The sequence below is a fragment of the Chitinimonas arctica genome, assembly GCF_007431345.1.
GTDB classification, from domain to species: domain Bacteria; phylum Pseudomonadota; class Gammaproteobacteria; order Burkholderiales; family Chitinimonadaceae; genus Chitinimonas; species Chitinimonas arctica.
Genome location: NZ_CP041730.1, coordinates 3,282,383 through 3,304,376, shown reverse-complemented (window position 1 = coordinate 3,304,376; position 21,994 = coordinate 3,282,383). Strand labels below are relative to the sequence as shown.

Here is a 21,994-nt window from a genome sequence, read left to right as displayed (position 1 = left end):
CGTGGGGTGCTGAGGGTTTTTATTCCATACGTGTCAATACCAGTTAGCAACCAGCATGAAGGGGGAAGTCGGCGAAGCTGCCGGCTACCCGCCGTTCACGGCCCACAGTTCCCAAAAGTCTGTACCACGGGTGTACCGCGGAATGCGGCGGAGCGAAGTAAGGCGGTGCGGGCGCAAAACACGCCCTTGTTGGTGCGGATAAGGGTAACGCGGTCGCCCCCCGACTGGATTTCCTTGGTTTCCAGCACCACCCAATCCCCCAACTCGCGTTCGAAGTGCTTTGCCAGCGCGGTCTGTAGTGGCGGCGGCTGTTTGACGAGATTGTGCGGCAGCGGTTTAGCAGGCAGGAGCTGCTGCTTCGTTTCAGCTTCGCGCCGCAAACTGCCTTCCGCTTGCTTGACCGAGGCCAACGCTCTCTCGGTTAACGGGACCGAGGTTGGCGACGCCGGACTGGCCGGTTCGAGGACCGCCTCCAGGCCAGGCAACATCTCCGGCACAGGCTCCGCGGCACTATCCACCGCCGCTGCCTTGGGTGGTACGGCCGGTCGGGTGCGGACAGTGGTGTTTCCGCCGACTTCGACAGCGGAGTGCGGCCTGCTCGCGGGCGTTTTTTCCTGCCTTATCACGGGCTGGGGCGGGGTGGGCGGGCGTACAGCGATTTGAAAGGGCAAGGAGGAAAGACGAAAACCAGAAGCGGGTTGGCGCGATAAGGTCAACAATATGCCGTGCAATAAAATCGAGATTGTCACACCCCAGAAAAGCCTGTTCTGCACCGCCCACATCGCATCGCTCCCTTGTATGTCGTCTTATCGCGCTTCGGCCGGTTTCACACCGGCCGCAAGGTAGACACGCGCCGACAAGCCACGTTCCATGCGGTGCTATCATTACCAGTTCGTCGAATTCAGGAGTCGCCATGTTCCAGACAGCAGATCAAAGCCGCACGCCGGATTACGCCGCGCTTGCCCGTCAACTTGACAGCCTGCTGGCGGGAGAACGCGATTTCATTGCCTCGGCGGCGCAGTTTTCCGCTTTTATCTACCAAACCCTGGCGGACTTGAACTGGGCTGGCTTCTATCTGGCGCGGGGCGAAGAGCTGGTACTCGGCCCCTTCCAGGGCAAGGTAGCCTGCGTACGCATCCCTTTCGGCCGCGGAGTATGCGGGACATGCGCCGTACAGTGCGAAACCATCGTGGTGGCCGATGTACACGCCTTCCCGGGCCATATCGCCTGCGACTCGGCTTCGAATTCGGAGATTGTGCTGCCGGTTATCCATAACGGCCGGCTGATCGGCGTATTCGATATCGACAGTCCGCAGACCGATCGATTCAGCGATGCTGATCGGATGGGGTTGGAATTGCTACTGGCTCGGTTTGTGGCGGCGATCGATTACTGAAGCAGGCGGGCACACCGGTTCGCGCCGGTATGCCCTTTATCAATCGCAATCAGCCTTCGTGGCGAATCTGCAGCTTGTAGCCCACTCGCAGCGCACCCCTCGCCGCAGGACGATTCCACTTCTTCAAGTCGCTGACCGACACATCATAGCGCCGGGCAATCTCATCCAGGGTATCGCCCCGGCGCACCACATGCTGGCGCTGGGCGCTGGCCTTGGCACTGTCGGCCTTGTCGTTTTTGTCGGACCTGGCCAGCTTGTCGGCCGCTTGCGACCTGCCGCCATCTTCCAGCTTGAGGATGCTGCCCTGGGCCACATGATTGGATCTCATTCCATTCAAGCGCTTCAGTTCGGCGGCGGTCATGCCATTGCGCTTGGCAATGGAGAACAGCGTATCGCCGCGCTGCACCTGGTAGCTGCTTTCGGCACGGCTTTCGGTGCGACTTTCTGTGCGGGCACTGGCCTGGCGGGCGGCGACTGGCGGCTGGTCGGCTTCCTGCTTGCCGGCACCGGCGATCAAGGCAGCCAGGTTCTGTCGTTCGCTGACATCCACGCTATCGCGTATCGGCACCAGGATGGTCTGGCCATTGGCGGCCCGGGCGCTGCCTAGCTTGTTCACGTCGCGCAGTTCGGCCATCTGGATGCCGAATTTGCCGGCAATCCCTTCAAAGGACTCGCCTCGCTTGGTGACATAGGGCTGCCAGGAAAGCAGCGGTTTATCGTAGCGCTGCAAGTTCTCTTCGAAGGCGACCACCTTGTCCACCGGCAGCAGGAGCTTGCGGTCTTCCTTGTGGGCGAATACCGGGCGGATCAAGCCTGGATTCAGTTGCAGCAGCTCTTCCACCGTCGTGCCCGCCAACTTGGCCGCCAGTTGCAAGTCCATATGCTTGCCGGTGGAAACCGGCTGGAAATAGGGCTGGTTGGGCATGGCCGGGATACTGAGGCCGAAAGCGGCCGGATTGGCGATGATATTGCGCACCGCCAGCAACTTGGGCACGTAGTTCTCGGTTTCCTGCGGCTTCTTGATATTGTCGAAGCCATCTTCCAGACCCTTGGCCCGCGATTTGGCCAGGGCGCGGCCGACACCGCCTTCGCCCCAGTTATAGGCGGCCAGCGCCAGCTGCCAATCGCCGAACAGGTTGTACAGGTCTTGCAGATAATCCAGCGCCGCGTAGGTAGCGGCCATGACGTCCTGGCGTCCGTCGTACCACCAGGTACGCTCCAGGCCGTAACGCTGGCCGGTGGACGGAATGAATTGCCACAGGCCGGACGCTGCCGCATGCGATTGCGCCCGCGGTATGAAGGCGCTTTCGACGATGGGCAGCAAGGCGATCTCGGTAGGCATGCCGCGCTTCTCTACTTCGCCCACGATAAAGTACATATAGCGACGGCTACGCTCGATCACCCGCTGCATATATTCAGGCTTGCTGGCGTAGATGCGTTCCTGGGCGCGTACCGCGGCGGTATCGACTTCGCCCATCTTGAAACCTTGCCGCACCCGCACCCAGAGATCGGTCTGCTCGGATGGCAGGGCCAGCGCCGGCTTGTTCAGCATGGGATTGGCGGATGGATTCAGCAGGGGGCTGTTGGAAACGGCCGGGCCGTTGTCGGCCTCGGGCAGCTTGACGACGGACTCGGTGGGCGTCGGCACGATCGCGCCTTCGTCGGCAAAGGCCTGCGGCGCGAACAGCGCGGCGACCAGGGCGAACAGGGGAGCGAGATGGAATTTGATTTTGATCATGGGCAACAATAAAAAAGGCATGTCTCAGCGAATGAAAACGATGGGACATGCCGTTGTGATAACTGCCGCGATGGTAGGGCGACAAAGGCCGAGCGTCAACCAGAAATGCCTTAATAATCAAACGGAAAGAGCAAGACAAGTGCCACAGACCCAGCATTTACCGGGCTTGAACGACCCAGCTCGCATATCGGGCTCAGGCCCGGAAATCGTCCTTCCAGCGGCGCAGCGCGGTAAAAACCTGCCGCGGGCTATCATCGAGCGCGCCATGAAGTCGAGCCGCCGCGATAACCGCCGGTTCTGACCAGCGCAGAAAGGGATTGGTTGCAGCCTCGCAAGCCAAATTTCCGGGCAGCGTCGGCTCGCCCCGGGAGCGGCACGCCTCATCGTGTTCCATGCGCGCCAGCAAGGCGGCATTGTGCGGCTCCACCGCGCGCGCAAAGCGTTCGTTGGCAAGCGTATATTCATGGGTACAGCACAGCAGCGTGTCGCCCGGCAGCGCGGCCAGCCGGGCCAGCGAGGCCTGCATCTGGGCCGGCGAGCCTTCGAACAGGCGGCCGCAGCCGCAAGCGAACAAGGTGTCGCCGCAAAATAGCGCGCCATGCCCGAAATAGGCCAGGTGGTCGAGGGTGTGGCCAGGGACGGCCATGACGTCGAAGCGGAGCTGGATATCGTCCAGCGCCACCCGGTCGCCCTCCGCCACCGGGCGGTCCACGCCGGTAACGGTCGGCGGGCCGAAGACCGGGCAGCCAAACGCTGCGCGCAGACCGGCCAGACCGCCGGTATGATCACCGTGATGGTGGGTGATCAGGATGGCGGCCAGCCGCAAATTCAACTGCGCCAGCCGCGCCGCGACCGGTGCGGCCTCGCCGGGATCGACCACTACCGCCAGGCCGTGCTGGTGCAGCAACCAAACATAGTTGTCCTTGAGGATAGGAACAGGCAGGATTGCCAGCATGCGTGTCTCCAATATCAATTCCTTGCCGTCCCACGAGCAGTTCGCCGTGTGGCTGGCCAGCCCGCTGGGCCAGTATGTGCTGGAGCGGGAGCGTCGTTTCTTTGACCGGGCAGTGGCCGATGTGTTCGGTTACTACGCCGTGCAATTGGAATTGCCCGGCTTGCCGCTGCTGCAGGCCAATCGCATGCCTACCCGCCTGGTGGCAGGCTTGTCCGACGGCTGCCAGCTGAGCTGCGACCCACGCCAATTGCCTTTTCCGGCGGCCAGCGTGGATTTGCTGCTGCTGCCGCACACCCTGGATTTCCATCCCGATCCCCGTGCCGTCTTGCGCGAAGTCGAACGGGTCCTGGTACCGGAAGGCCGGTTGGTCCTGACCGGTTTCAATCCACGTAGTTTGTGGGGTGCGGCGCGGCTGGGCAAGCGCCGTCGCGGCGTGCCCTGGCAAGGCCAGTTCCTCTCCCTGCCCCGCCTGAAGGATTGGCTGGCCCTGTTGGATTTCGAAGCGGAAGGGGGCCGTATTTGCTGCTACGCCCCGCCACTGAGCAGTCCCCGCTGGCAGGAGCGTTTCGCCTTCATGGAAGCGGCCGGCGATCGCTGGTGGCCCGTGGGCGGCGGCGTCTACTGCCTGGAGATGGTCAAGCGGGTGCGCGGCATGCGCCTGATCGCCCCCAGCTGGAAGCGTGCCGGCGCGCGCGTCCGGCAAGTGGCGGTGGCGGTGCCCGACCGCCATAGCCCACACGAAGAATAGCTCCCCCGCGACTACGGCCGGCCCGCCCGCCACGCGTTCACCGCCGGCGCGATCTCTACCAGCCGGTCTATCCGCACCACCCCTTCCGGCAAACGTTTCAGCCCCGCCACGCCCGCACCGCCCAGCCAGAGCGAGATCGCGCGCGGCAGGCGTTGCCGCAGCACGGCAGCCAGTTCGGCCGCCTCGCGCTGCGGGAAACTGGCGGAAAGGGACAAGGCAATGATATCGCAGCCGAATTCGGTGGCCGCCATGACGATATCGTCCAGCGGCAGCGACACCCCCAGCGACCATGTCTGGCAAGACTGCATGCGCAGCATGGCTTCCACCATCAGCAGGCCCAGGCCGTGCTGTTCGCCGGCAGGCGTGGTCAGCAGCACGCGCGGCGGCGCCAGGGGCTGGTTCAGGGCATTGGTCGCCATGCGCACGGTCTGGCCGATCTGTTCGACATAGCAGTGTTCCTGCCACGCGCCGATCTCGCCGGAGAACCAGGCCTCGCCGATACGGGTATTGGCGCGCGGCATATATTCGGCGACGAAGTCGCGCAAGCCGCGCACGACCAGTTCGCCTTGCAGATGGCGCTGCAACTCGCCCAGGTCACGGCTGGTCAGGCTGCGGATCAGGGGATCGATGTCGGCGGCCGATTGGCCATGCTTGTCGCCGTTGCCCATGCTCTCCAGCAGGCGTGCCAGTTCGGCCACTTCGCTCCGCACGATCTTGCTGGGGCGCAGGCCACGGTCCAGCAGCCGCCGCACCAGGCGCAACTTCTCGACCTGCTCCGAGGGATAGACCCGGTCACCCTGGGCATCGCGCGCCGGCAGGGGAAAACCGTAGCGCCGTTCCCAGATTCGCAACAGTTCCTTGGAAAGGCCGGTTTCGCGCTCAACGGCACTTATGTTGAGTCCGAGCAAGGGATCAGCAGACATGTCTACGCTAGCGCTAAGAAGAGGGACGATGCGCGCATGATAACGCCGATACCCCGCCATTGGCGTGCCGACCGCCGCGTCGTTACAATGCTTCGGATTTCGGCGACTCCCCCGCTGAAGCAATATACCTATATGGGAGGTGACAATGCAGCACAAGCCAACATGGCTGGCGCTGGGCCTGATGATGGCTCTGCCCCTGGCCGCAAGCGCGGCGGCGGGCGACCCGACGGCCGGCGCGAAGAAGAATTCGATGTGCGTGGGCTGCCACGGCATTCCCGGCTACCACACCGCCTATCCGGAGGTGTACCGGGTGCCCAAGATTGGCGGACAGCACGCCGATTACCTGGCTTCGGCCCTGCAGGCCTATAGGACCGGCGCACGCAAGCATCCGTCCATGGTCGCGGTCGCCGCGCAGCTGTCCGATCAGGATATCGCCGATCTGGCCGCCTTTTACGCCGCCAAGAAGGAAGCCAAATGAATCGCGCTTTCCGCTTCACCCTCGCGGCCCTGAGCTGTCTGGCGCTCACCGCCCAAGCCGCCGATCTGGCCGCCGGCAAGGCAAAATCCGAACAGGTCTGCGCCAGCTGCCATCTGGCCGACGGCAATAGCACCAATCCGCAATATCCCATCCTGGCCGGCCAACACCCGGATTATCTGCGCAAGGCACTAAGGGATTACCAAAGCGGCGCACGCAGCAATGCCATCATGGCCGACCAGGCCAAAGCGCTGTCGAAAGCCGAAATCGACAATCTATCCGCCTGGTTCGCATCGCAGCCAAGCAAGCTGAATATGGCACGTTAGCCGGCACGGCGGCGCGCAGCGTTGCCGGCTTCCCACCGGCAGCGCCTGCACCGCGCGAGTGCGGCAGACGCCCTGCGGAATGGCTTGCCGGCAATCGAACGCTAGAACCACCATGACGCCGACTCCCCCTCACCTCTCCGACGGTAGCCTTATCGTTCGCCTGGCCGGCAGCCAGGATGTCACGGCCTTCCTGACGTACCTGCAAGTCAATCGAAACGCTTTTGCACCGGTCGAGCCACGCCGCCCGGAAAGCTACTACAGCGCCGAAGCCTGCCTGACCCGTATCGTGCTGAATCGCGCGCAATTCCAGGACGGCCGCAGCGCGTGCTTGCTGGTGCTCGAACCCGACGACCGCACGGTGATCGGCACGATCAACTTCTCGGCCCTGTCCGACTATCCCCACCACGCCGCGGTACTGGGATATTCACTGGCGGTGACCGAATGGGGCAAGGGACGGATGTACCGCGCCTTGTCGCTTGCTATCGAGTGGATTTTCGCGGAATTCAACCTGCATCGCCTATCCGCCAACCATCTACCGGACAATGAACGCAGCGGCCGCCTGTTGGCCAAGCTGGGATTCCGCCGGGAGGGTTATGCACCAGCCTACCTACTGATCGCCGGGGTATGGCGCGATCACGTCCTGACCGCACTGACCAATGCAAATTGGCGGGTACGCGGCCATACCCAATCCCTGGTCGTCGGAGAAAGTGGCCGCGCCTCCTCCATTTGAAGGATGGACTATCCCCCCACAGCACATAAGCTGAGCTGAGCTGGCGGAACTTGCCGGCTCAGGCGCGCCGCCGTGATTTTTTCATACGATCCCGCCAGTTTTGGGAACGTGGCTTGCTAAGCGGAGCTAGCCCATGCGTCGGCATTCCACGCTGAAGATTAATTTAAAAAAACATGGATTAATGAAATAGCTCGCCGATAATCATGCTGCTTGGCGCAGAATAATATGCTCAACAAGAGGTGAACATGTTCGATGGCTTGATGCAGCTATTTGCCAGCAGCGGCTTCATACCCCATGGCTATTGCTTTGCCTGGTCCAGCACCCTGCTGTGGACCTATGTCATCGCCAACGCCTTGATCGCTATTGCTTATTTCAGTATCCCGGTGGCCCTGGTCATCGTGACCCGCAGCCGCGCCGACCTGCATTTCAACCGCGTGATGCTGATGTTCGCCGCCTTTATCCTGGCCTGCGGCGCCACCCATATATTCGACATCATCACCATCTGGCAGCCCATCTACTGGCTGGATGCCTGGACGCGCCTGGCAACCGGCGTGATCTCGCTGATGACCGCCATCGTGCTATGGCGGCTGATTCCGCAGATCCGCGCCTTTCCCAGTCCGCGCCAATTGTCGGAGGCCAATATCAAGCTGCAGGACGAAATCGCCGCCCGCAAGGACAAGGAGATGGAACTGAAGGCCAGCGAGGAAGAACTGCGGCTGCTGTCCGAAACCCTGGAAGCCAATGTGGTGGAACGCACCGCCGAATTGGCGGAAACCAATGCCCGCCTGCAGGGCGAAGTTGCCGACCGACAGCGCATGCAGAACGAATTGCAGATCCTCAACCGCAAGCTGGAAGAAACGCTGCGCCAGCAAGCGGCGCGCTCCAATGAAATGGAGCAACTGAACAAGATGGGCGACTTGATGCAGAGCTGCGTTTCTGTGCAGGAGCTGTCGCACGTGCTGTGCAATTTTTCCGCCGGCTATCTGGAAGCGCCGGCCGGGGCGGTCTACCTGATCGAAGACGAGTCCGGCCTGGTCAATGCGGAAAGTAGCTGGGGCGTGCTGCCGGAAGCCGAGCGCACCTTTCCGCCCGCCAATTGCTGGGCCTTGCGGCGTGGGCAGATCCATCCGGCCGATGCCTTGCAACAGAACCTGCATTGCCAGCATGTCAGCGATGACAGCGATCACGTCTGCGTACCGTTGATCGGCAACGGCGAGACCCTGGGCCTGCTCCATTTGCGCCAGCCGCGTGGCCTGCACGAGTCGGCTTTTCTCGATGGCGTCGCCAAGCGCGCCGCCCTGGCCCTGGTCGGCCTGAAGACGCGCGAAGCACTGTTCAACGAAGCCACCCACGACCCGCTGACCGGCCTGTACAACCGCCGCTACCTTGACGGCGCCCAGGACGATGCCGAACGGCGCGCCAAGCGCAGCAATCGATCGGTCGGCCTGATGATGCTGGATCTGGATCACTTCAAGGCCATCAACGACAACTATGGCCATGAAGTGGGCGACGACGTGTTGCGCGAGTTCTCCGCCCAGCTGAAATCAAGCCTGCGCTCCGGCGATGTGGCCTGTCGCTATGGCGGTGAGGAATTCACCGTCATCCTGAACGGCGCCAGTCTTGCCACCACCCGACAGCGGGCCGAGCAGTTTCGCCAGTCGGTGGAACAGATGGGCGTGAAGTATCGCGACCGGATTTTGAAATTCACCGTTTCGATCGGCATCGCCGCCTACCCCGAAGACGGCAACCAGCTGGCCGACGTGCTGCACGCCGCCGATGCCGCGCTTTACTTTGCCAAGAACCATGGCCGCAACCAGGTCGCCTCGGCTGCCAATATGCGGGAGGCGGCTACGCCATAAAGCCGGGATACCGCCCCGAACCGCCGGGGCGCCCGGTGCTTGATTTTTTTGCCTGTGAACTTTCTGATCTTCTGGAAAAAAATCAATAAATACGCAAAAGAAATCTAATTTCCGAAAGTGGACCGATGCCTATTATTGTCCACTAAGTGCTGTTGCCATCTCAATTTCAGGACGAGAGCGGCAATTTGGAACCAGTTTGCATACCATTCCACTTTCGCGCAAACGACGTCTTGTCGATGCGAATCTTTTCAGACTACGCCTGCCTAAATAGCGTCAACACTACTGGAGCGATGCCGATATGACCAACCCAGTTTCGTTTTTTTCCAGCGCCAAACTTGCCATTTCAAATATCGTAGATCAAATCGACAATGGATTAAAAAAAATTGACGACGCCATAATTTCACTGGAAGACCATCCAAAGCACGGGGCGATATTCAAACGCATATTCACTGCCACCCAGTCGATGCAGCAAGGCATGTTAAAGGCCGGCGATTTTATGCTGTACCCCGACGGATACGCACGAAAAGCGCTCGACTCTTACAGGATAGGATTAGAGAATGAGTTCGATAAATCGCGAAGCGTTTTCACGGCCTTCAAACTGGAAGCAATGAATGCCCTATTCGGCTACCGGCACGACAAAGACGGTTCAGAGGCGATTATATCAATCAAGTCCCCTCCCGCTGCCAATTTAGAAAATAAGTAGCAGCCCGACCGATCACCATCTTCCTATCAAGGCCGGGTCACTCCGGCCAGCTGCGCACTCTGCCGCTTTTCGGCGAAACGCTTTTATATCAAGAAGGGCAGCGGGCGGAGCAGTTTCGCGGTGGTTTTTCGAAATAATCGCCCATTTATCGAAAGCGCTTAGCTGCAGCGCCCGCTTAAAATAGAGTCGTCCTACTTAATTCGATAGTTAAGTATGAATAATTTGGTTAAGTCCGTTGCGTGTTTGTAATTATATATGGAAGATTTATCACGAATGAACTCCCCCACCACCCTTCGCCCAAATGCTCCAGTGCAAAATCAATCTGCTCCGATTGATAATTCAACCAACTCGCCCGCTCAAGGTCTCTGGACCACACCCAGCAACAGCAGTGTTGTCTTCAGCGTTGAGTTAATAACTTCCAACAGCGTAACAATTACGCCATTCAACTTCTCCGACAATCCACAGTCGGCCAAGTCTGCACAGCCTTACGCCATCACCAAGGCCGACTCGACGCCAGCCAACGCCCCGGAAGCCATCCAGGGTGCGGGCACCGATACCCCGATCAAGGCAGCTGGCGAGAAACAAATCTACACGGTCCCAAATTCGCCATTTGGATGGTCTTACCGTAACTTCTTAAGGAGCGAGGAACATGCAGCTCTCACCGAAAAAATAGAGAACAATCTGAAATCGATCGAGGCGCGTAAAAACAACATTGCCGCGATAGATCGAGAGTGTGAATTATTAAAAGTAATGCCTAACGAAAAAGCGGAGATCAGGAGGCTAGAAAATGAACGCGAAGCCGACGAAATGACCATCACCCACCTGAAAGCCATCAACAAACAGCTTCAGGCCACATTGGAAAGAGCGGAAAAAAAGAAAATCATATCCAATATCAAAATAATACCCAAGGAGGGCTTCTCGAATCGTGACGCGGACACAATCGAGAGCGTCCTCCACCAAATCAGCCCGTCACATACCAAAACTAACGAACGGACCCTCCACTCGCTGACGAGGACGCCGATGAGCCGTGACGTAACATTCGAAAATGGCAACAAATACACCATTGCTTACAAGCCTGGCGAAGGGGAACTGTCAGGCATTGACGAAATCATTCAAAAAGAAAATGCGCTACTCGACGCCCCAATTCGTCTAGCTAAAATTACCAGTCAAAAGCGCCGGGATGCTACTGCGCCGAGAATGCTCCAGAGTTCTCCTACGCCGGCCAACTTCCCAACGCCCCTCGACGATCTGCTCTACCTGATAAACGATGGAAGCAAAAGATTAGCTTACGGAAATAGTCCGTACGATCGAGGTACATTTATCGTTACGCCAAAACCAAAGGAAGCCGGCGGTAAAATCAGCGCAGCACAGCAAGCAGAAGCGGCGCTACTTCAAGAATCTTTCAACGCAATCGGCAAAGACGATGCGCATAAGGAAATGCGGGTAGCTAAGCATATATCGAGTGCTTGATTCCTGCTGGGGACGCACTGAAATATTGCACGTACTCAAGCGGTGGCTCACCACCCAGCAATACCCCGCATTCGTGCCCGCGGGGAACATCCGTTTGCCGAGATTGGCCGAGAGGTAGGGGGCATTGATCTTGAGACCGAACGCGATGCACATTGATACAAACCGGTACATTTCTTGCAAAATGGCTGGGAACAAATACCGCCTAGCCCGCTACCCGATAAAGATCCAGATAAGCCCCCGCCGGCCCGCTCCAGCCAAAATGCCGCCGCATGGCCTGTTGTTGCACGGCCTGCCAGCGCGGCGGCTCGGCGTAGAGGGTATAGGCACGGCGTACGGCCGCGTCGAAGTCGGGCTGCTCGAAGCGCTCGAAGACGAAGCCGTTCGCACTGCCGTCGGCCAGGTTTTCCAGCGAGCAATCGCGCACCGTATCGGCCAGGCCGCCGGTGCGGCGCGCCAGCGGTAGCGCGCCATAGCGCATGCCATACATCTGGGTCAGGCCGCAGGGTTCGAAGCGCGAAGGGACCAGCACCACGTCGCAGCCGGCAAAGATACGGTGCGACAGGGTCTCGTCGAAGGCCAGGCTCACGGCGACTTGGCCCGGGTAGCGGCTTGCCAGTTGCTGGAAACCGGCTTCCAGCGCCGCTTCGCCATTGCCCAGCACCACCAGTTGGCCACCCTGGGCCAGCAGGGCCTGCGCGCCGGCAAGCGCCAGGTGCAGGCCCTTCTGCTCGGTCAGCCGGCTGATCACGCCAAACATCGGCGTGGCCACCGCGACGTTCAATCCCAATTCGACCTGCAAAGCGCACTTGCACTGCTGCTTGCCGGACGGCCTGTCCGCATCGAAGGGCGCCGCCAAGGCCGGGTCATCGGCCGGGTTCCATAGGGCCTCGTCCACCCCATTGAGGATGCCGGCCAACCGCGCACTACGCTGCCGCAATAAGCCGTCCAGGCCGCAACCATGTTCCGTGGTCTGAATTTCGCCGGCGTAGCTGGGGCTGACGGTAGCGATCCGGTCGCTGTAGTGGAGACCGGCCTTGATAAAAGACAGCTGGCCGTGGAATTCCAGGCCATCGATCTGGAAGAAATCGGCCGGCAGTCCCAACTCCCCAAAAACTTCGGCCGGGAATAAGCCCTGATACGCCAGATTGTGTACCGTGAATATGCTTGTCGCCAGCTTGCGGCCTCGCTGAGCCGCCAACTGGCACAGGTAGGCCGAGGCCAGGCCGGCATGCCAATCGTGGCTATGTAGCACCTCCGGCCGCCAGTCCGCCAGATAGCCATCGGCCAGTTGCGCGGCCACCCAGCCCAGCAGCGCGAAACGGCGGTGGTTATCCCCATAGGGATGCTGGTTGCCGTCGGCGTAGGGATTGCCGCCACGGTCGTACAGGCCGGGCGCTTCCACCATGTAGACCGGCACGCCATCGGCAAGCCGGGCATACCAAAGGTTGACCGCTGCGGCCCCGAATTGGGCACCGAAGCCGGCCACGGGCTTGGCGTCCCGCATACCGGCACGGATAGCCGGAAACCCTGGCAGCAATATCCTCGCATCGGCGCCCAGTGCGCGCTGCGCCGCCGGCAAGGCACCGACCACATCGGCCAGTCCACCGGTTTTCAGCAAGGGATAGCACTCCGCTGCGATATGCAGCACCTTGGGCAGGGAAATCATCGCCGTACTCAAGGTGGCAGCCCGGCCAACATATCGCGCGTGATCAGCACCACCCCGTTTTCGCTGCGATAAAAGCGGGTGGCGTCCCAGTCGGCGTCGTCGCCGACCACCAGGCCGGCCGGCAGCTTGCAGCCGCGGTCCACCACGACCTTTTTCAGGCGGACGCTTTCGCCCACTTCCACATCCGGCAGCAGCACAGCCTGGTCGATCACGCCATGGGGAAAGATGCGCACCCGATTGAAGAGTACGGAATTGCTGACCTGCGAAACCGATACGATGCAGCCGCCGGCAATCATCGTATTGAAGACCCGGTGTTCGCCGCTGGCATCCTGCACGAACTTGGCCGGCGGCAACTGCTCCTGGTAGGTCCAGATCGGCCAGTTATGGTCATACAGATCCAATTCGGGCGTAATGGAGGCCAGATCGAGATTGGCCGCCCAATAGGCGTCTATGGTGCCCACATCGCGCCAATAGGGCTTGGCATGGGGATAGCTGGACACGCAGGACAAGCTGAAGGGATGCGCGGCGGCGCGGCCGGCCTTCACCGCGGCCGGGATCAGGTTCTTGCCGAAATCGTGCTCGCTATGCGCCAGCAGGATGTCCGCTTCGAGCAATTGATACAGGTACTCGGCATCGAATACATAGACCCCCATGCTGGCCAGGGACATATCTTCCCGACCGGGCATGGCGGGCGGATCGGCCGGTTTTTCGAGGAAATCGATGATCTTGCGCGCCGGGTCCACCGCCATCACCCCGAACTCGCTGGCCTGTTCACGCGGCACTTCGATACAAGCGACCGTCACACCGCCCTGCACGCCCAAGGCGTCCATGCGCAGCACATGGTCCAGCAACAAGCGCGCGTAATCCATCTTGTAGATATGGTCGCCTGCCAGGATCACCACGTATTCCGGCCGGTAGCCGCGCACGATATCGAGATTCTGGTACACCGCGTCGGCCGTGCCGCGGTACCAGGTATCCTCGTCCAGGCGTTGTTGTGCCGGCAGCAGGTCGATGAACTCGCCCATCTCGGAACGGAACATGCCCCACCCTCGCTGCAAATGGCGCAGCAAGGAGTGCGATTTATACTGGGTCACCACGCCTATGCGCCGAATGCCGGAATTGAGGCAGTTCGACAGGGCGAAATCGATGATGCGGAACTTGCCGCCGAAATACACCGCCGGTTTGGCGCGCGTGGCCGTCAGTTGCTTCAGGCGACTGCCACGCCCCCCAGCCAGGACCAGGGCGATACTGCGGCGCGGCAACTGGCGGGCAATGATCAGGTCATCCATCTCGTTTCCCCCCTTCGTTCGCCGGCGGCTGATCGCGAACCGCCCGGTCGGCCGGTGAGGTTCAGGTCACCACGTCGGCCTCGGTCCGTCCTGTATGCGTGGTAATGGCCGCCAGTTGGTCGGCGGCGGTCTTGACCCGCGCCAGCGCGGCCTGGGTCGCCTGCCCATGTTCGGCGGTATCGGCGCTGAAACGTTCCAGGTAAACCCTGAGCGTCGCGCCTTCGGTGCCGGTGCCGGACAAGCGGAAGACCGCCCGTGCGCCGCCTTCGAACTCCACCCGTACGCCCTGCCGCTCGCTCACCGCGCCATCCACTGGATCGGTATAGGCGAAATCGTCCGCCAATGTCACCGCCATGCCCGCCACGGCGGTCCCGCGCACGCCGCCCAGCTGTTCGCGCAGGCCGGCCATGACGGCTTCGCCGCCGGCCAGGCTGATGCCTTCGTAATCGTGGCGGGAGTAGAAGTGCCGGCCAAAACGTGCCCAGTGCGCGCGCACGATTTCACCCACCGATTCGCGGCGCACCGCCAGCAGGTTGAGCCAGGCCAGGGCAGCCCAGACGCCGTCCTTCTCGCGTACATGGTCGGCACCGGTGCCGTAGCTCTCTTCGCCGCATAGCTGGATGCGGCCGGCGTCGAGCAGGTTGCCGAAGAATTTCCAGCCGGTCGGCGTTTCATAGCAATCGAATTTCATGGCTGCCGCGACGGCATCGACCGCCCGCGAGGTGGGCATGGATCGCGCCACGCCGCCCAAGCCGTCCTTGAACTGCGGCAGCAGGCGGGCATTGGCGGCCAGCACCGCCAGGCTGTCGGACGGCGTCACCACGAAGTCGCGGCCCAGAATCATATTGCGATCGGCATCGCCATCGAAGGCGGCAGCGAAATCGGGGGCGCCGGCGCCTTGCATGGCGGCCACCAGTTCCGCCGCATAGACCGGATTGGGATCGGGATGGCCGCCGCCGAAATCGAGTTGCGGCGCGGCATTGCGCACACTCCCCAGGCGCGCGCCCAATAGATCCTCGAACAGGCGGATGGCGTAGGGTCCGCCCACCGCATGCATGGCATCCAGCCGCAGGCCATGGCCCGCCTTCAGCCAGTCGCGGATCGCATCGAAATCCACCAGGGTCTGCATCAGGCTGGCGTAGTCGGCCACCGAGTCGATCACCTCCACCCGCATCCCGGCCAGTTCGCACTCGCCCAGCCGCGCCAGATCGATATCGTCCACTTCGGCGATGTGGTATTCGCCGATTGCCAAGGTCGCGGCGTAGATCGCCGCCGTCAGCGCCTCGGGCGCCGGTCCGCCGTTGGCGGCGTTGAACTTGATGCCGAAATCGCCGTCCGGCCCGCCGGGATTGTGCGAGGCGGACAGGATGATGCCGCCCGCCGCCCGGTGCCGGCGGATCAGGTTGGACGCCGCCGGCGTGGACAGCAGGCCGTTTCGCCCAACCAGCACGCGAGCCACGCCGTTGGCGGCGGCCATTTTCAGGATGGTCTGGGTGGCGGCCTCATTGTGGAAGCGGCCGTCACCGCCCAACACCAGGGTGGCGCCGCGCAATTGCGGCACGGCATTGAAGGTGGCCTGGACGAAATTTTCCAGATAGCGGGGCGTCCTGAACACCGCCACTTTCTTGCGCAAGCCTGATGTACCGGGCTTTTGATCGGAAAATGCGGGACTGGCGATCGTAGTCATGGGAAGCGTGATCCTGGATAGATAGGGCCAAATGGTACCTGTGCAGCGGGCTTCCTCCGAGCAACAGTTGCCAATGCAAAAATAATTATTTGCTAATGTTCTAATTCTTCGGTAGGATGCACTACATCAGCTAATGCTTATGGAGGAACACCGAAATGAACGCCTTCTGCAAATCCCTCTCCCTGATTGCCGTCTCCGGTGCCTGCCTGAGCGTTTACGCTTACGAACCCATCGTGCGCTGCACCGAAACCAACTCGGACGGGAGCTGCAACAACAAGAGCGTGACCTACCCCGCCATTCCGCTGGACCGTTCCGTCGGCAAGCCCATCGTGCCCGCCACCGTCGGCATCGTGGTCAACACCAACGATCCGGAATCCGTCGCCCTGGGCAACCAGTACGCCAGCCGCCGCGGCATCCCCCTCGCCAATATCGTCCGGGTGGCCCTGCCGATCAGCAACAGCGTCTCGCGTGCCAACTTCGCCGCCGCCACCAGCGGCCTGGTCATCCCCGCCAATGTCCGCGCCTTGGCCCTGGCCTGGAACAAGCCTTACCGCGTCGAGAACCAATCCATCACCTCGGCGTTTACCGATGGCATGGAAAACAGCATCAACTGGGCACAATCCCTCTGCGTCCGTACCCTGCCGAACCCCGCTTACAACACCAAGCAAGGCGCGACCCTGAGCCGCCGCCTGTCCATGTTGCTGGTGAGCGGCAGCAGCTACGCCGACAGCAAGAATCTGGTCGCACGGGCCGGCAACGGCGATGGCCAGGCCTGGACCGGTACCGTGTCGTATCTGAAGACCACCGACCAGACCCGTACCCAGCCACGCGCCAACGACTATACGTTGTCGCAAACGCAAAACGGCGGCTTGGTGAATGTCAGCGTGACTTCGGCCAACTCGCTGGCCGGCGTCAATAATGTGCTGGGCTACCAGCTGGGCATCGCCACCGTCGCCAACCTGGGCCAGGTGCAATTCCGCGAAGGTGCGTTCGCCGATACGCTGACTTCCTTCAGCGGCATGCTGAACGAAAACGGCCAGACCAAGGCCACCGAACTGATCAAGGCCGGCGCCACCGGCAGCTTCGGCACCGTGCACGAACCTTGCGCCTACGCCGAGAAGTTCCCGAAGCCATCGATCATGCTTAACCGCTACCTGGCTGGCGACTCCTTGCTGGAGGCTTACTGGAAGAGCGTTGGCTGGACCACGGAAGGGCTGTTTATCGGCGAACCGCTGGCACGCCCCTACTACGTCGCCGATATCGTTCAGGAAAACGGCCAGCTGCACATTCGTACCAACAACCGTACCAAGGCCGCCACCTACGATGTCTACGAAGTTTCCAGCGGTACCCCGGTTCTTCTGCAAACCGGCATCTCGGTCCCGGCCGGCGTAGCAGCAGGCACCCTGGTGGGCAACCTGGCCACCCCAATGCGCAACGGCCTGCCCATTGGCTCCCCGATCTTCGCCCTGGTGCAAGCTGGTCTTTGATTCAAACCGATTTTCGGTACCCGACACCCGGCCTGGCCGGGTGTTTGCATTTTGAATGCGGCAGACGCTACCAGGTCACCCGCCCACCGCTATCGAGCACCAGCAAGCACACCGAATTGGCGCTCACTTCCACCGTATGCTGGAACAAGGCCTCGCCGGTTTGCGGCTCCGCACTGTCCAGCAGGCGCAGCCAACGGCCAGGCCGAACATGGAAAACCGTGGTGCCGGCCTCGGCATTGAACAGCAACAGGCAGCGCTCGCGCGTACCTTCGGGGCCCAGTTCCACCGCCAGGCTGAAATGCTCGCGGCCATCCCAGTCGGCCGGCGTCATCGCCCGCCCCTCGGCATTGCGCCAATCCACATCGCGCCGCTCATAGCCGCCATGCGCTTCGGCACTGAACCAGCGGGCGTGGCGCAGGGCGGGATAACGGCGGCGCAGCGCCAGCAGCTGGGCGATGTAGGCGGTTTGGACCTGGTCGGCGGCCGACCAGTCCAGCCAGCTGATGGGGGCATCCTGGCAATAGGCGTTGTTGTTGCCCTGTTGGGTATGGCCGATATCGTCGCCCGCCAGCAGCATGGGCACGCCTTGGCTGAATAGCAGGGTCGCCAGCAGCGCGCGCTTCATCCGGCCACGGATCAACTGTATATCCGCGTCCTCGGTCGGGCCTTCCACACCGCAATTCCAGCTGTGGTTGTTGCCGTGCCCGTCATGATTGTCTTCGCCGTTGGCTTCGTTGTGCTTGTGGCTATAGCTGACCAGGTCGAACAGATTGAAACCATCGTGCGCGGTAATGAAATTGATGCTGGACCAAGGCTGCCGGCCGCGTCGCTCGAACAGGTCGCTGGAGCCGGTCAGGCGGCGGGCGAATTCGCCGCGGGTCGGGCCGTGATGGAGCCAGAACGAGCGTATGCAATCGCGGTAGAGATCGTTCCACTCGGCCCAGCCGGGCGGAAAGCCGCCCAGGCGATAACCGTCCGGCCCCAGATCCCATGGTTCGGCGATCAACTTGAGCCGGCCCAGGCAGGGATCGGCCTGCACCGCAGCAAAAAAAGCCGACCACGCCTCGAATCCGCCACCGAAACCGCGCGCCAGAATGGGCGCCAGATCGAAGCGGAAGCCATCGACATGGCACTGCTGTACCCAAAAGCGCAAGCTATCCAGCACCAATTGCAGGCAGCGTGGATCCGCCACGTTCAAGCTATTGCCGCAGCCAGTCCAGTTTTCGTAGCGTCCATCCGGCGCCATGCGGTAGTAGCTGCGATTGTCCAAGCCGCGCAGGCTGAAGCTGGGACCGCCTGCCCCGCCTTCCGCCGTATGGTTGTACACCACGTCGAGCACGACCTCGATGCCGGCGGCGTGAAGGGCGCGCACGGCCGACCGGAACTCGTTGAGCGCATCGTCGCCGGCCGCATAACGGTCCTCTACCGCCATCAATGCAAGCGGGTTGTAGCCCCAGTAATTGACCAGCCCGCGTTCCAGCAGCCGGCCTTCGTCGGCGCAAGCGGCCACCGGCAACAATTCCACGGTGGTCACGCCCAGCTGCCTAAGCCATTCGATGCTGGCGGAATGGGCCAGGCCGGCATAGCTGCCGCGCAGTTCGGCCGGCACGGCGGGATTGCGCGCACTGAAGCCTTTTACATGCAGCTCGTAGATCACCGTATCTTCCCAAGCCACGCCCGGCGCTCGATCGTCGCCCCAATCGAAGCAAAAAGTGCCGTATTCATCGCTATCCACCACCGCCTTGACGGCATGGCCGGCATTGTCGTGCGGGTCTGAAAGGCTGGGATTGCCCTGCAGATGGTCGCGGAAATCGCTCTGCCCATCGTAGCGGCCGTGCAGGCGGCGGGCATACGGGTCCAGCAACAGCTTGGCCGGGTTGTAGCGGTAGCCACGGCTTGGCGCCCACAGGCCATGGGCGCGAAATCCATAGATCAGGCCGGGCTCGGCCTCCGCCAGATAGCCGTGCCAGACACCGGCATGAACGCCGGGCAAGGGCAGCCTGGCCAGCTCGCGCTGGCCGCTTGGATCGAACAGGCATAGTTCGACCATATCGGCATTGAGGGCATACACGGCGAAATTGACGCCGCCACCATCCCAATGGCTGCCAAGCCGGAAGGGATCGCCGGGACGGAGGCCAAGGGCCAAGGGCATGATGCGTGCTCCGCAAAATGAAAGTCCGTGAAACACCAGGAAATCACGGCGCCTGCCATGCAAAAACCTGGGTGGCCAAGGGCGCCAGGGTCAAGCTGAGCGAATGGGCGCGGCCATGCCAGCCGACCGGCTCGCTGCACGCATCGCCATGGCCGACATTGCTGCCGCCATAGTGGCTTGAGTCGGTATTCAGCACTTCGCGCCAATCACCCGCCGCCGGCACCCCCACGCGATAATTGCAACGCACCATGGGGGTGAAATTGCAGACCACCAGCACCAGCGCCCCCAAGCCGTCGCACCGTACGAAACCCAGCACCGAATTGTCCGCATCGTCGTGGCAGGTCCACTCGAAGCCGGCCGGGTCGCAATCGAGCCGATGCAATGCCGGTGTATCGCGATACAGGTGGTTGAGATCGCGCACCAAGGCCTGCACGCCGGCATGGCGGCTATCCGCCAAAAGATGCCAATCCAGGCTGGCGGCATGGTCCCATTCGGCCTGCTGGGCAAATTCGCCTCCCATGAACAACAGCTTCTTGCCGGGGTGCAGCCACATAAAACCGTAGTACGCGCGCAGATTGGCGAAGCGCTGCCAGTCGTCGCCCGGCATCTTGCCCAGCAAGGAGCCTTTGCCATGCACCACCTCGTCATGCGACAGCGGCAATACATAGTTTTCACCGTAGAGATAGCCGATGCCAAAAGTCAGCTGATCGTGGTGGTGACGGCGATGGATGGGATCGCGGCGCATATAGGACAGCGTGTCGTGCATCCAGCCCATATTCCACTTGTAATGGAAGCCCAGCCCGCCATGCTCGGGCGGACGAGTCACCTGCGGAAAAGCCGTCGATTCCTCCGCCACGCTGATCGCGCCCGGCCGCTCCACCCCTAGCCAATGATTGGTCTGGCGCAAAAAGCCGATGGCTTCCAGATTTTCGCGCCCACCATGGACATTCGGCAGCCACTCGCCCTCTTCGCGGCTGTAATCGCGGTATAGCATCGATGCCACCGCATCCACCCGCAGGCCGTCCAAGCCATACTGCTCCAGCCAGAACAGAGCATTGGCACTGAGGAAATTGGCGACTTCGCGCCGGCCGTAGTTGTAGATCAGCGTATGCCAGTCGCGGTGGAAACCCTCGCGCGGATCGGCATGCTCATAGAGGTGCGTGCCATCGAAGCGAGCCAAGCCATGCGGATCTTCGGGAAAGTGGCCAGGCACCCAATCGAGTATCACCCCCAGGCCGGCTGCCTGCGCCTGCTCGACGAAGTAACGGAAATCCGCCGGCGAGCCAAAACGGGCGGTGGGCGCGTATAAACCGATGGGTTGATAACCCCAGGAACCGTCAAAGGGAAATTCCGATATCGGCAGCAGCTCGATATGGGTGAATCCCATCTCCACCACGTAGGGAACCAGGCTGTGCGCCAATTCCCGGTAAGTCAGCCAACCAGTGGGTCCGTGCCGCCAGGAGCCGAGGTGAACCTCGTAGATGCTGATCGCCTGGTGCAGGCCGCCAACCGGCACGGCGGGACCGGCAGCGCTCGGCAAAACCGAGACCAGCGAGGCCGTGGCCGGCCGCAGCTCGGCGGCAAAGGCGAAGGGATCGGCCTTTTGCACCAGCTGGCCATCCCAATCGAGGATATCGAACTTGTAGGCCATGCCTACCGTCACACCCGGCAGAAAGATTTCCCACACGCCGCCCTCGCGCCGCAGGCGCATGGGATGACGGCGGTTGTCCCATAGATTGAAATCGCCCAATACGGCGACGCGCTTCGCATTCGGTGCCCATACCGCGAAGCGGGTTCCCGCCACGCCATCCAATTGGCCTGGATGAGCACCCAGGCAATGCCATAGCCGGCGATGGCTGCCTTCGCCGATATGCCAAAGCTCATCGGCGTTCAAAAGCGGTGGAAAGCGGTAAGGGTCGTCCAGATCGAGGCTGGCGTTCAGCCAATCGGCATGCAGGTAATAGGTGAACGGTGGACCGGCGGGCAACAGTGCTTCAAACAAACCCCGCTCATCGACGCAGGTCAAACCCGCCAAACACTCGCCGGCCGCCCCCGAACCTCCACCGCGATGGCTTCCGGCAACCAGGCGCGCAGACACCAGCGTCCATCCGCCAATTCATGCGGGCCCAACACGGCAAAGGCATCGCCATGTTCACCCCGGCATATCGCTTCAATCACCCAATGATCGAGCGTACAGCTCGCCATGCCCTCTCCTCGATGCACTGAGACAGTGCCTATGTGCGGTTTTTCAGCAGCTTCCTAATGCTAGGACGAAATGCCTACCTGGGCACACCGGAGAAGGAACAGGCAAAACAAATGCCCCCGAGCAACAGACTCGGGGGCAGGCGATTTGGTGCCCGGCACATCGGGCTCGTCCGGGCAGGAGCCACAAC

General features: G+C 61.6%; 19 protein-coding genes. 9 read left to right on the top strand and 10 right to left on the bottom strand.

Annotated features, from left to right (window positions below; all coding sequences use genetic code 11):
- Nucleotides 1-95: 95 nt before the first annotated feature.
- Nucleotides 96-410 carry a hypothetical protein gene (locus FNU76_RS14895; protein WP_144278934.1) on the bottom strand — a complete coding sequence of 105 codons (315 nt, stop codon included), beginning with the start codon at nt 408-410 and terminating at the stop codon, nt 96-98.
- Between the two features lie 503 nt (nt 411-913).
- Here FNU76_RS14895 and msrC point away from each other — a divergent pair.
- Nucleotides 914-1,393, top strand: a complete 480-nt coding sequence (gene msrC, locus FNU76_RS14890) for a free L-methionine (R)-S-oxide reductase MsrC (protein WP_144278933.1) — start codon at nt 914-916, stop codon at nt 1,391-1,393.
- 49 nt (nt 1,394-1,442) lie between these two features.
- Here the strand turns inward: msrC and FNU76_RS14885 are convergent, their stop codons facing one another.
- Together FNU76_RS14885 and gloB are read right to left on the bottom strand one after the other, a co-directional pair.
- The gene (locus FNU76_RS14885; protein ID WP_179958127.1) at nt 1,443-3,131 is read right to left on the bottom strand and encodes a lytic transglycosylase; all 1,689 of its coding nucleotides are present in this window, start codon (nt 3,129-3,131) and stop codon (nt 1,443-1,445) included.
- A gap of 193 nt (nt 3,132-3,324) precedes the next feature.
- On the bottom strand, nt 3,325-4,086 hold the full coding sequence (gloB, locus tag FNU76_RS14880; RefSeq protein ID WP_223879030.1) for a hydroxyacylglutathione hydrolase: 762 nt from the start codon (nt 4,084-4,086) through the stop codon (nt 3,325-3,327).
- Between gloB and FNU76_RS14875 the strand changes: the two genes are divergently transcribed.
- Entirely contained in the window at nt 4,085-4,834 is a 750-nt protein-coding gene (locus tag FNU76_RS14875) for a class I SAM-dependent methyltransferase (protein WP_144278931.1), read from the top strand. The genes gloB and FNU76_RS14875 overlap by 2 nt on opposite strands.
- An 11-nt stretch (nt 4,835-4,845) precedes the next feature.
- Here the strand turns inward: FNU76_RS14875 and FNU76_RS14870 are convergent, their stop codons facing one another.
- Nucleotides 4,846-5,757, bottom strand: coding sequence for a MerR family transcriptional regulator (locus FNU76_RS14870; protein WP_179958126.1), 912 nt, complete (start codon nt 5,755-5,757; stop codon nt 4,846-4,848).
- A gap of 145 nt (nt 5,758-5,902) precedes the next feature.
- Here FNU76_RS14870 and FNU76_RS14865 point away from each other — a divergent pair, with 145 nt between their 5' ends.
- The 6 genes from FNU76_RS14865 to FNU76_RS14840 all read left to right on the top strand — a co-directional run bounded on the left by FNU76_RS14865 (nt 5,903) and on the right by FNU76_RS14840 (nt 11,320).
- Nucleotides 5,903-6,235, top strand: coding sequence for a c-type cytochrome (locus FNU76_RS14865; protein ID WP_144278929.1), 333 nt, complete (start codon nt 5,903-5,905; stop codon nt 6,233-6,235).
- Nucleotides 6,232-6,558, top strand: coding sequence for a c-type cytochrome (locus FNU76_RS14860; protein ID WP_144278928.1), 327 nt, complete (start codon nt 6,232-6,234; stop codon nt 6,556-6,558). Before FNU76_RS14865 ends, FNU76_RS14860 begins: the two co-directional genes overlap by 4 nt.
- A gap of 112 nt (nt 6,559-6,670) precedes the next feature.
- Complete coding sequence (locus FNU76_RS14855) at nt 6,671-7,288, top strand: GNAT family N-acetyltransferase (protein WP_179958125.1); 618 nt, start codon at nt 6,671-6,673, stop codon at nt 7,286-7,288.
- 245 nt (nt 7,289-7,533) lie between these two features.
- On the top strand, nt 7,534-9,147 hold the full coding sequence (locus tag FNU76_RS14850) for a sensor domain-containing diguanylate cyclase (RefSeq protein ID WP_144278926.1): 1,614 nt from the start codon (nt 7,534-7,536) through the stop codon (nt 9,145-9,147).
- Between the two features lie 298 nt (nt 9,148-9,445).
- Nucleotides 9,446-9,850, top strand: coding sequence for a hypothetical protein (locus FNU76_RS14845; protein WP_144278925.1), 405 nt, complete (start codon nt 9,446-9,448; stop codon nt 9,848-9,850).
- A 273-nt stretch (nt 9,851-10,123) separates the two neighbouring features.
- Nucleotides 10,124-11,320: a hypothetical protein gene (locus tag FNU76_RS14840; protein ID WP_144278924.1), complete on the top strand. Its 1,197-nt coding sequence runs from the start codon at nt 10,124-10,126 to the stop codon at nt 11,318-11,320.
- Nucleotides 11,321-11,522: 202 nt separating this feature from the next.
- Here the strand turns inward: FNU76_RS14840 and glgA are convergent, their stop codons facing one another.
- From glgA to FNU76_RS14825, 3 genes are all read right to left on the bottom strand, one after another.
- Entirely contained in the window at nt 11,523-12,986 is a 1,464-nt protein-coding gene (glgA, locus tag FNU76_RS14835; RefSeq protein ID WP_144278923.1) for a glycogen synthase GlgA, read from the bottom strand.
- 8 nt (nt 12,987-12,994) lie between these two features.
- A complete protein-coding gene (gene glgC, locus FNU76_RS14830; protein ID WP_144278922.1) occupies nt 12,995-14,275 on the bottom strand; it encodes a glucose-1-phosphate adenylyltransferase in 1,281 nt (426 codons plus the stop codon).
- Between the two features lie 61 nt (nt 14,276-14,336).
- The gene (locus FNU76_RS14825) at nt 14,337-15,962 is read right to left on the bottom strand and encodes an alpha-D-glucose phosphate-specific phosphoglucomutase (protein ID WP_144278921.1); all 1,626 of its coding nucleotides are present in this window, start codon (nt 15,960-15,962) and stop codon (nt 14,337-14,339) included.
- A gap of 155 nt (nt 15,963-16,117) precedes the next feature.
- On the opposite strand from FNU76_RS14825, the gene FNU76_RS14820 reads away from it, so the two are divergent.
- Nucleotides 16,118-17,449, top strand: coding sequence for a TIGR03790 family protein (locus FNU76_RS14820; protein WP_144278920.1), 1,332 nt, complete (start codon nt 16,118-16,120; stop codon nt 17,447-17,449).
- Nucleotides 17,450-17,516: 67 nt separating this feature from the next.
- Here FNU76_RS14820 and glgX read toward each other — a convergent pair whose 3' ends face one another.
- The 3 genes from glgX to FNU76_RS25050 are packed head-to-tail and all read right to left on the bottom strand — an operon-like array spanning nt 17,517 to nt 21,806.
- On the bottom strand, nt 17,517-19,601 hold the full coding sequence (gene glgX, locus FNU76_RS14815; RefSeq protein WP_144278919.1) for a glycogen debranching protein GlgX: 2,085 nt from the start codon (nt 19,599-19,601) through the stop codon (nt 17,517-17,519).
- A 43-nt stretch (nt 19,602-19,644) separates the two neighbouring features.
- On the bottom strand, nt 19,645-21,603 hold the full coding sequence (gene glgB, locus FNU76_RS14810) for a 1,4-alpha-glucan branching protein GlgB (protein WP_308418556.1): 1,959 nt from the start codon (nt 21,601-21,603) through the stop codon (nt 19,645-19,647).
- A gap of 20 nt (nt 21,604-21,623) precedes the next feature.
- The gene (locus FNU76_RS25050; protein ID WP_308418555.1) at nt 21,624-21,806 is read right to left on the bottom strand and encodes a GlgB N-terminal domain-containing protein; all 183 of its coding nucleotides are present in this window, start codon (nt 21,804-21,806) and stop codon (nt 21,624-21,626) included.
- Nucleotides 21,807-21,994 lie beyond the last annotated feature (188 nt).

Bases quoted from the DNA above. Each gene is read 5' to 3' on its own strand.
- msrC (WP_144278933.1), top strand. From the start codon at position 914: ATGTTCCAGACAGCAGATCAAAGCCGCACGCCGGATTACGCCGCGCTT.
- FNU76_RS14885 (WP_179958127.1), bottom strand. From the start codon at position 3,131: ATGATCAAAATCAAATTCCATCTCGCTCCCCTGTTCGCCCTGGTCGCC.
- FNU76_RS14875 (WP_144278931.1), top strand. From the start codon at position 4,085: ATGCGTGTCTCCAATATCAATTCCTTGCCGTCCCACGAGCAGTTCGCC.
- gloB (WP_223879030.1), bottom strand. From the start codon at position 4,086: ATGCTGGCAATCCTGCCTGTTCCTATCCTCAAGGACAACTATGTTTGG.
- FNU76_RS14870 (WP_179958126.1), bottom strand. From the start codon at position 5,757: ATGTCTGCTGATCCCTTGCTCGGACTCAACATAAGTGCCGTTGAGCGC.
- FNU76_RS14865 (WP_144278929.1), top strand. From the start codon at position 5,903: ATGCAGCACAAGCCAACATGGCTGGCGCTGGGCCTGATGATGGCTCTG.
- FNU76_RS14860 (WP_144278928.1), top strand. From the start codon at position 6,232: ATGAATCGCGCTTTCCGCTTCACCCTCGCGGCCCTGAGCTGTCTGGCG.
- FNU76_RS14855 (WP_179958125.1), top strand. From the start codon at position 6,671: ATGACGCCGACTCCCCCTCACCTCTCCGACGGTAGCCTTATCGTTCGC.
- FNU76_RS14850 (WP_144278926.1), top strand. From the start codon at position 7,534: ATGTTCGATGGCTTGATGCAGCTATTTGCCAGCAGCGGCTTCATACCC.
- FNU76_RS14845 (WP_144278925.1), top strand. From the start codon at position 9,446: ATGACCAACCCAGTTTCGTTTTTTTCCAGCGCCAAACTTGCCATTTCA.
- FNU76_RS14840 (WP_144278924.1), top strand. From the start codon at position 10,124: ATGAACTCCCCCACCACCCTTCGCCCAAATGCTCCAGTGCAAAATCAA.
- glgA (WP_144278923.1), bottom strand. From the start codon at position 12,986: ATGATTTCCCTGCCCAAGGTGCTGCATATCGCAGCGGAGTGCTATCCC.
- glgC (WP_144278922.1), bottom strand. From the start codon at position 14,275: ATGGATGACCTGATCATTGCCCGCCAGTTGCCGCGCCGCAGTATCGCC.
- FNU76_RS14825 (WP_144278921.1), bottom strand. From the start codon at position 15,962: ATGACTACGATCGCCAGTCCCGCATTTTCCGATCAAAAGCCCGGTACA.
- FNU76_RS14820 (WP_144278920.1), top strand. From the start codon at position 16,118: ATGAACGCCTTCTGCAAATCCCTCTCCCTGATTGCCGTCTCCGGTGCC.
- glgX (WP_144278919.1), bottom strand. From the start codon at position 19,601: ATGCCCTTGGCCCTTGGCCTCCGTCCCGGCGATCCCTTCCGGCTTGGC.
- FNU76_RS25050 (WP_308418555.1), bottom strand. From the start codon at position 21,806: ATGGCGAGCTGTACGCTCGATCATTGGGTGATTGAAGCGATATGCCGG.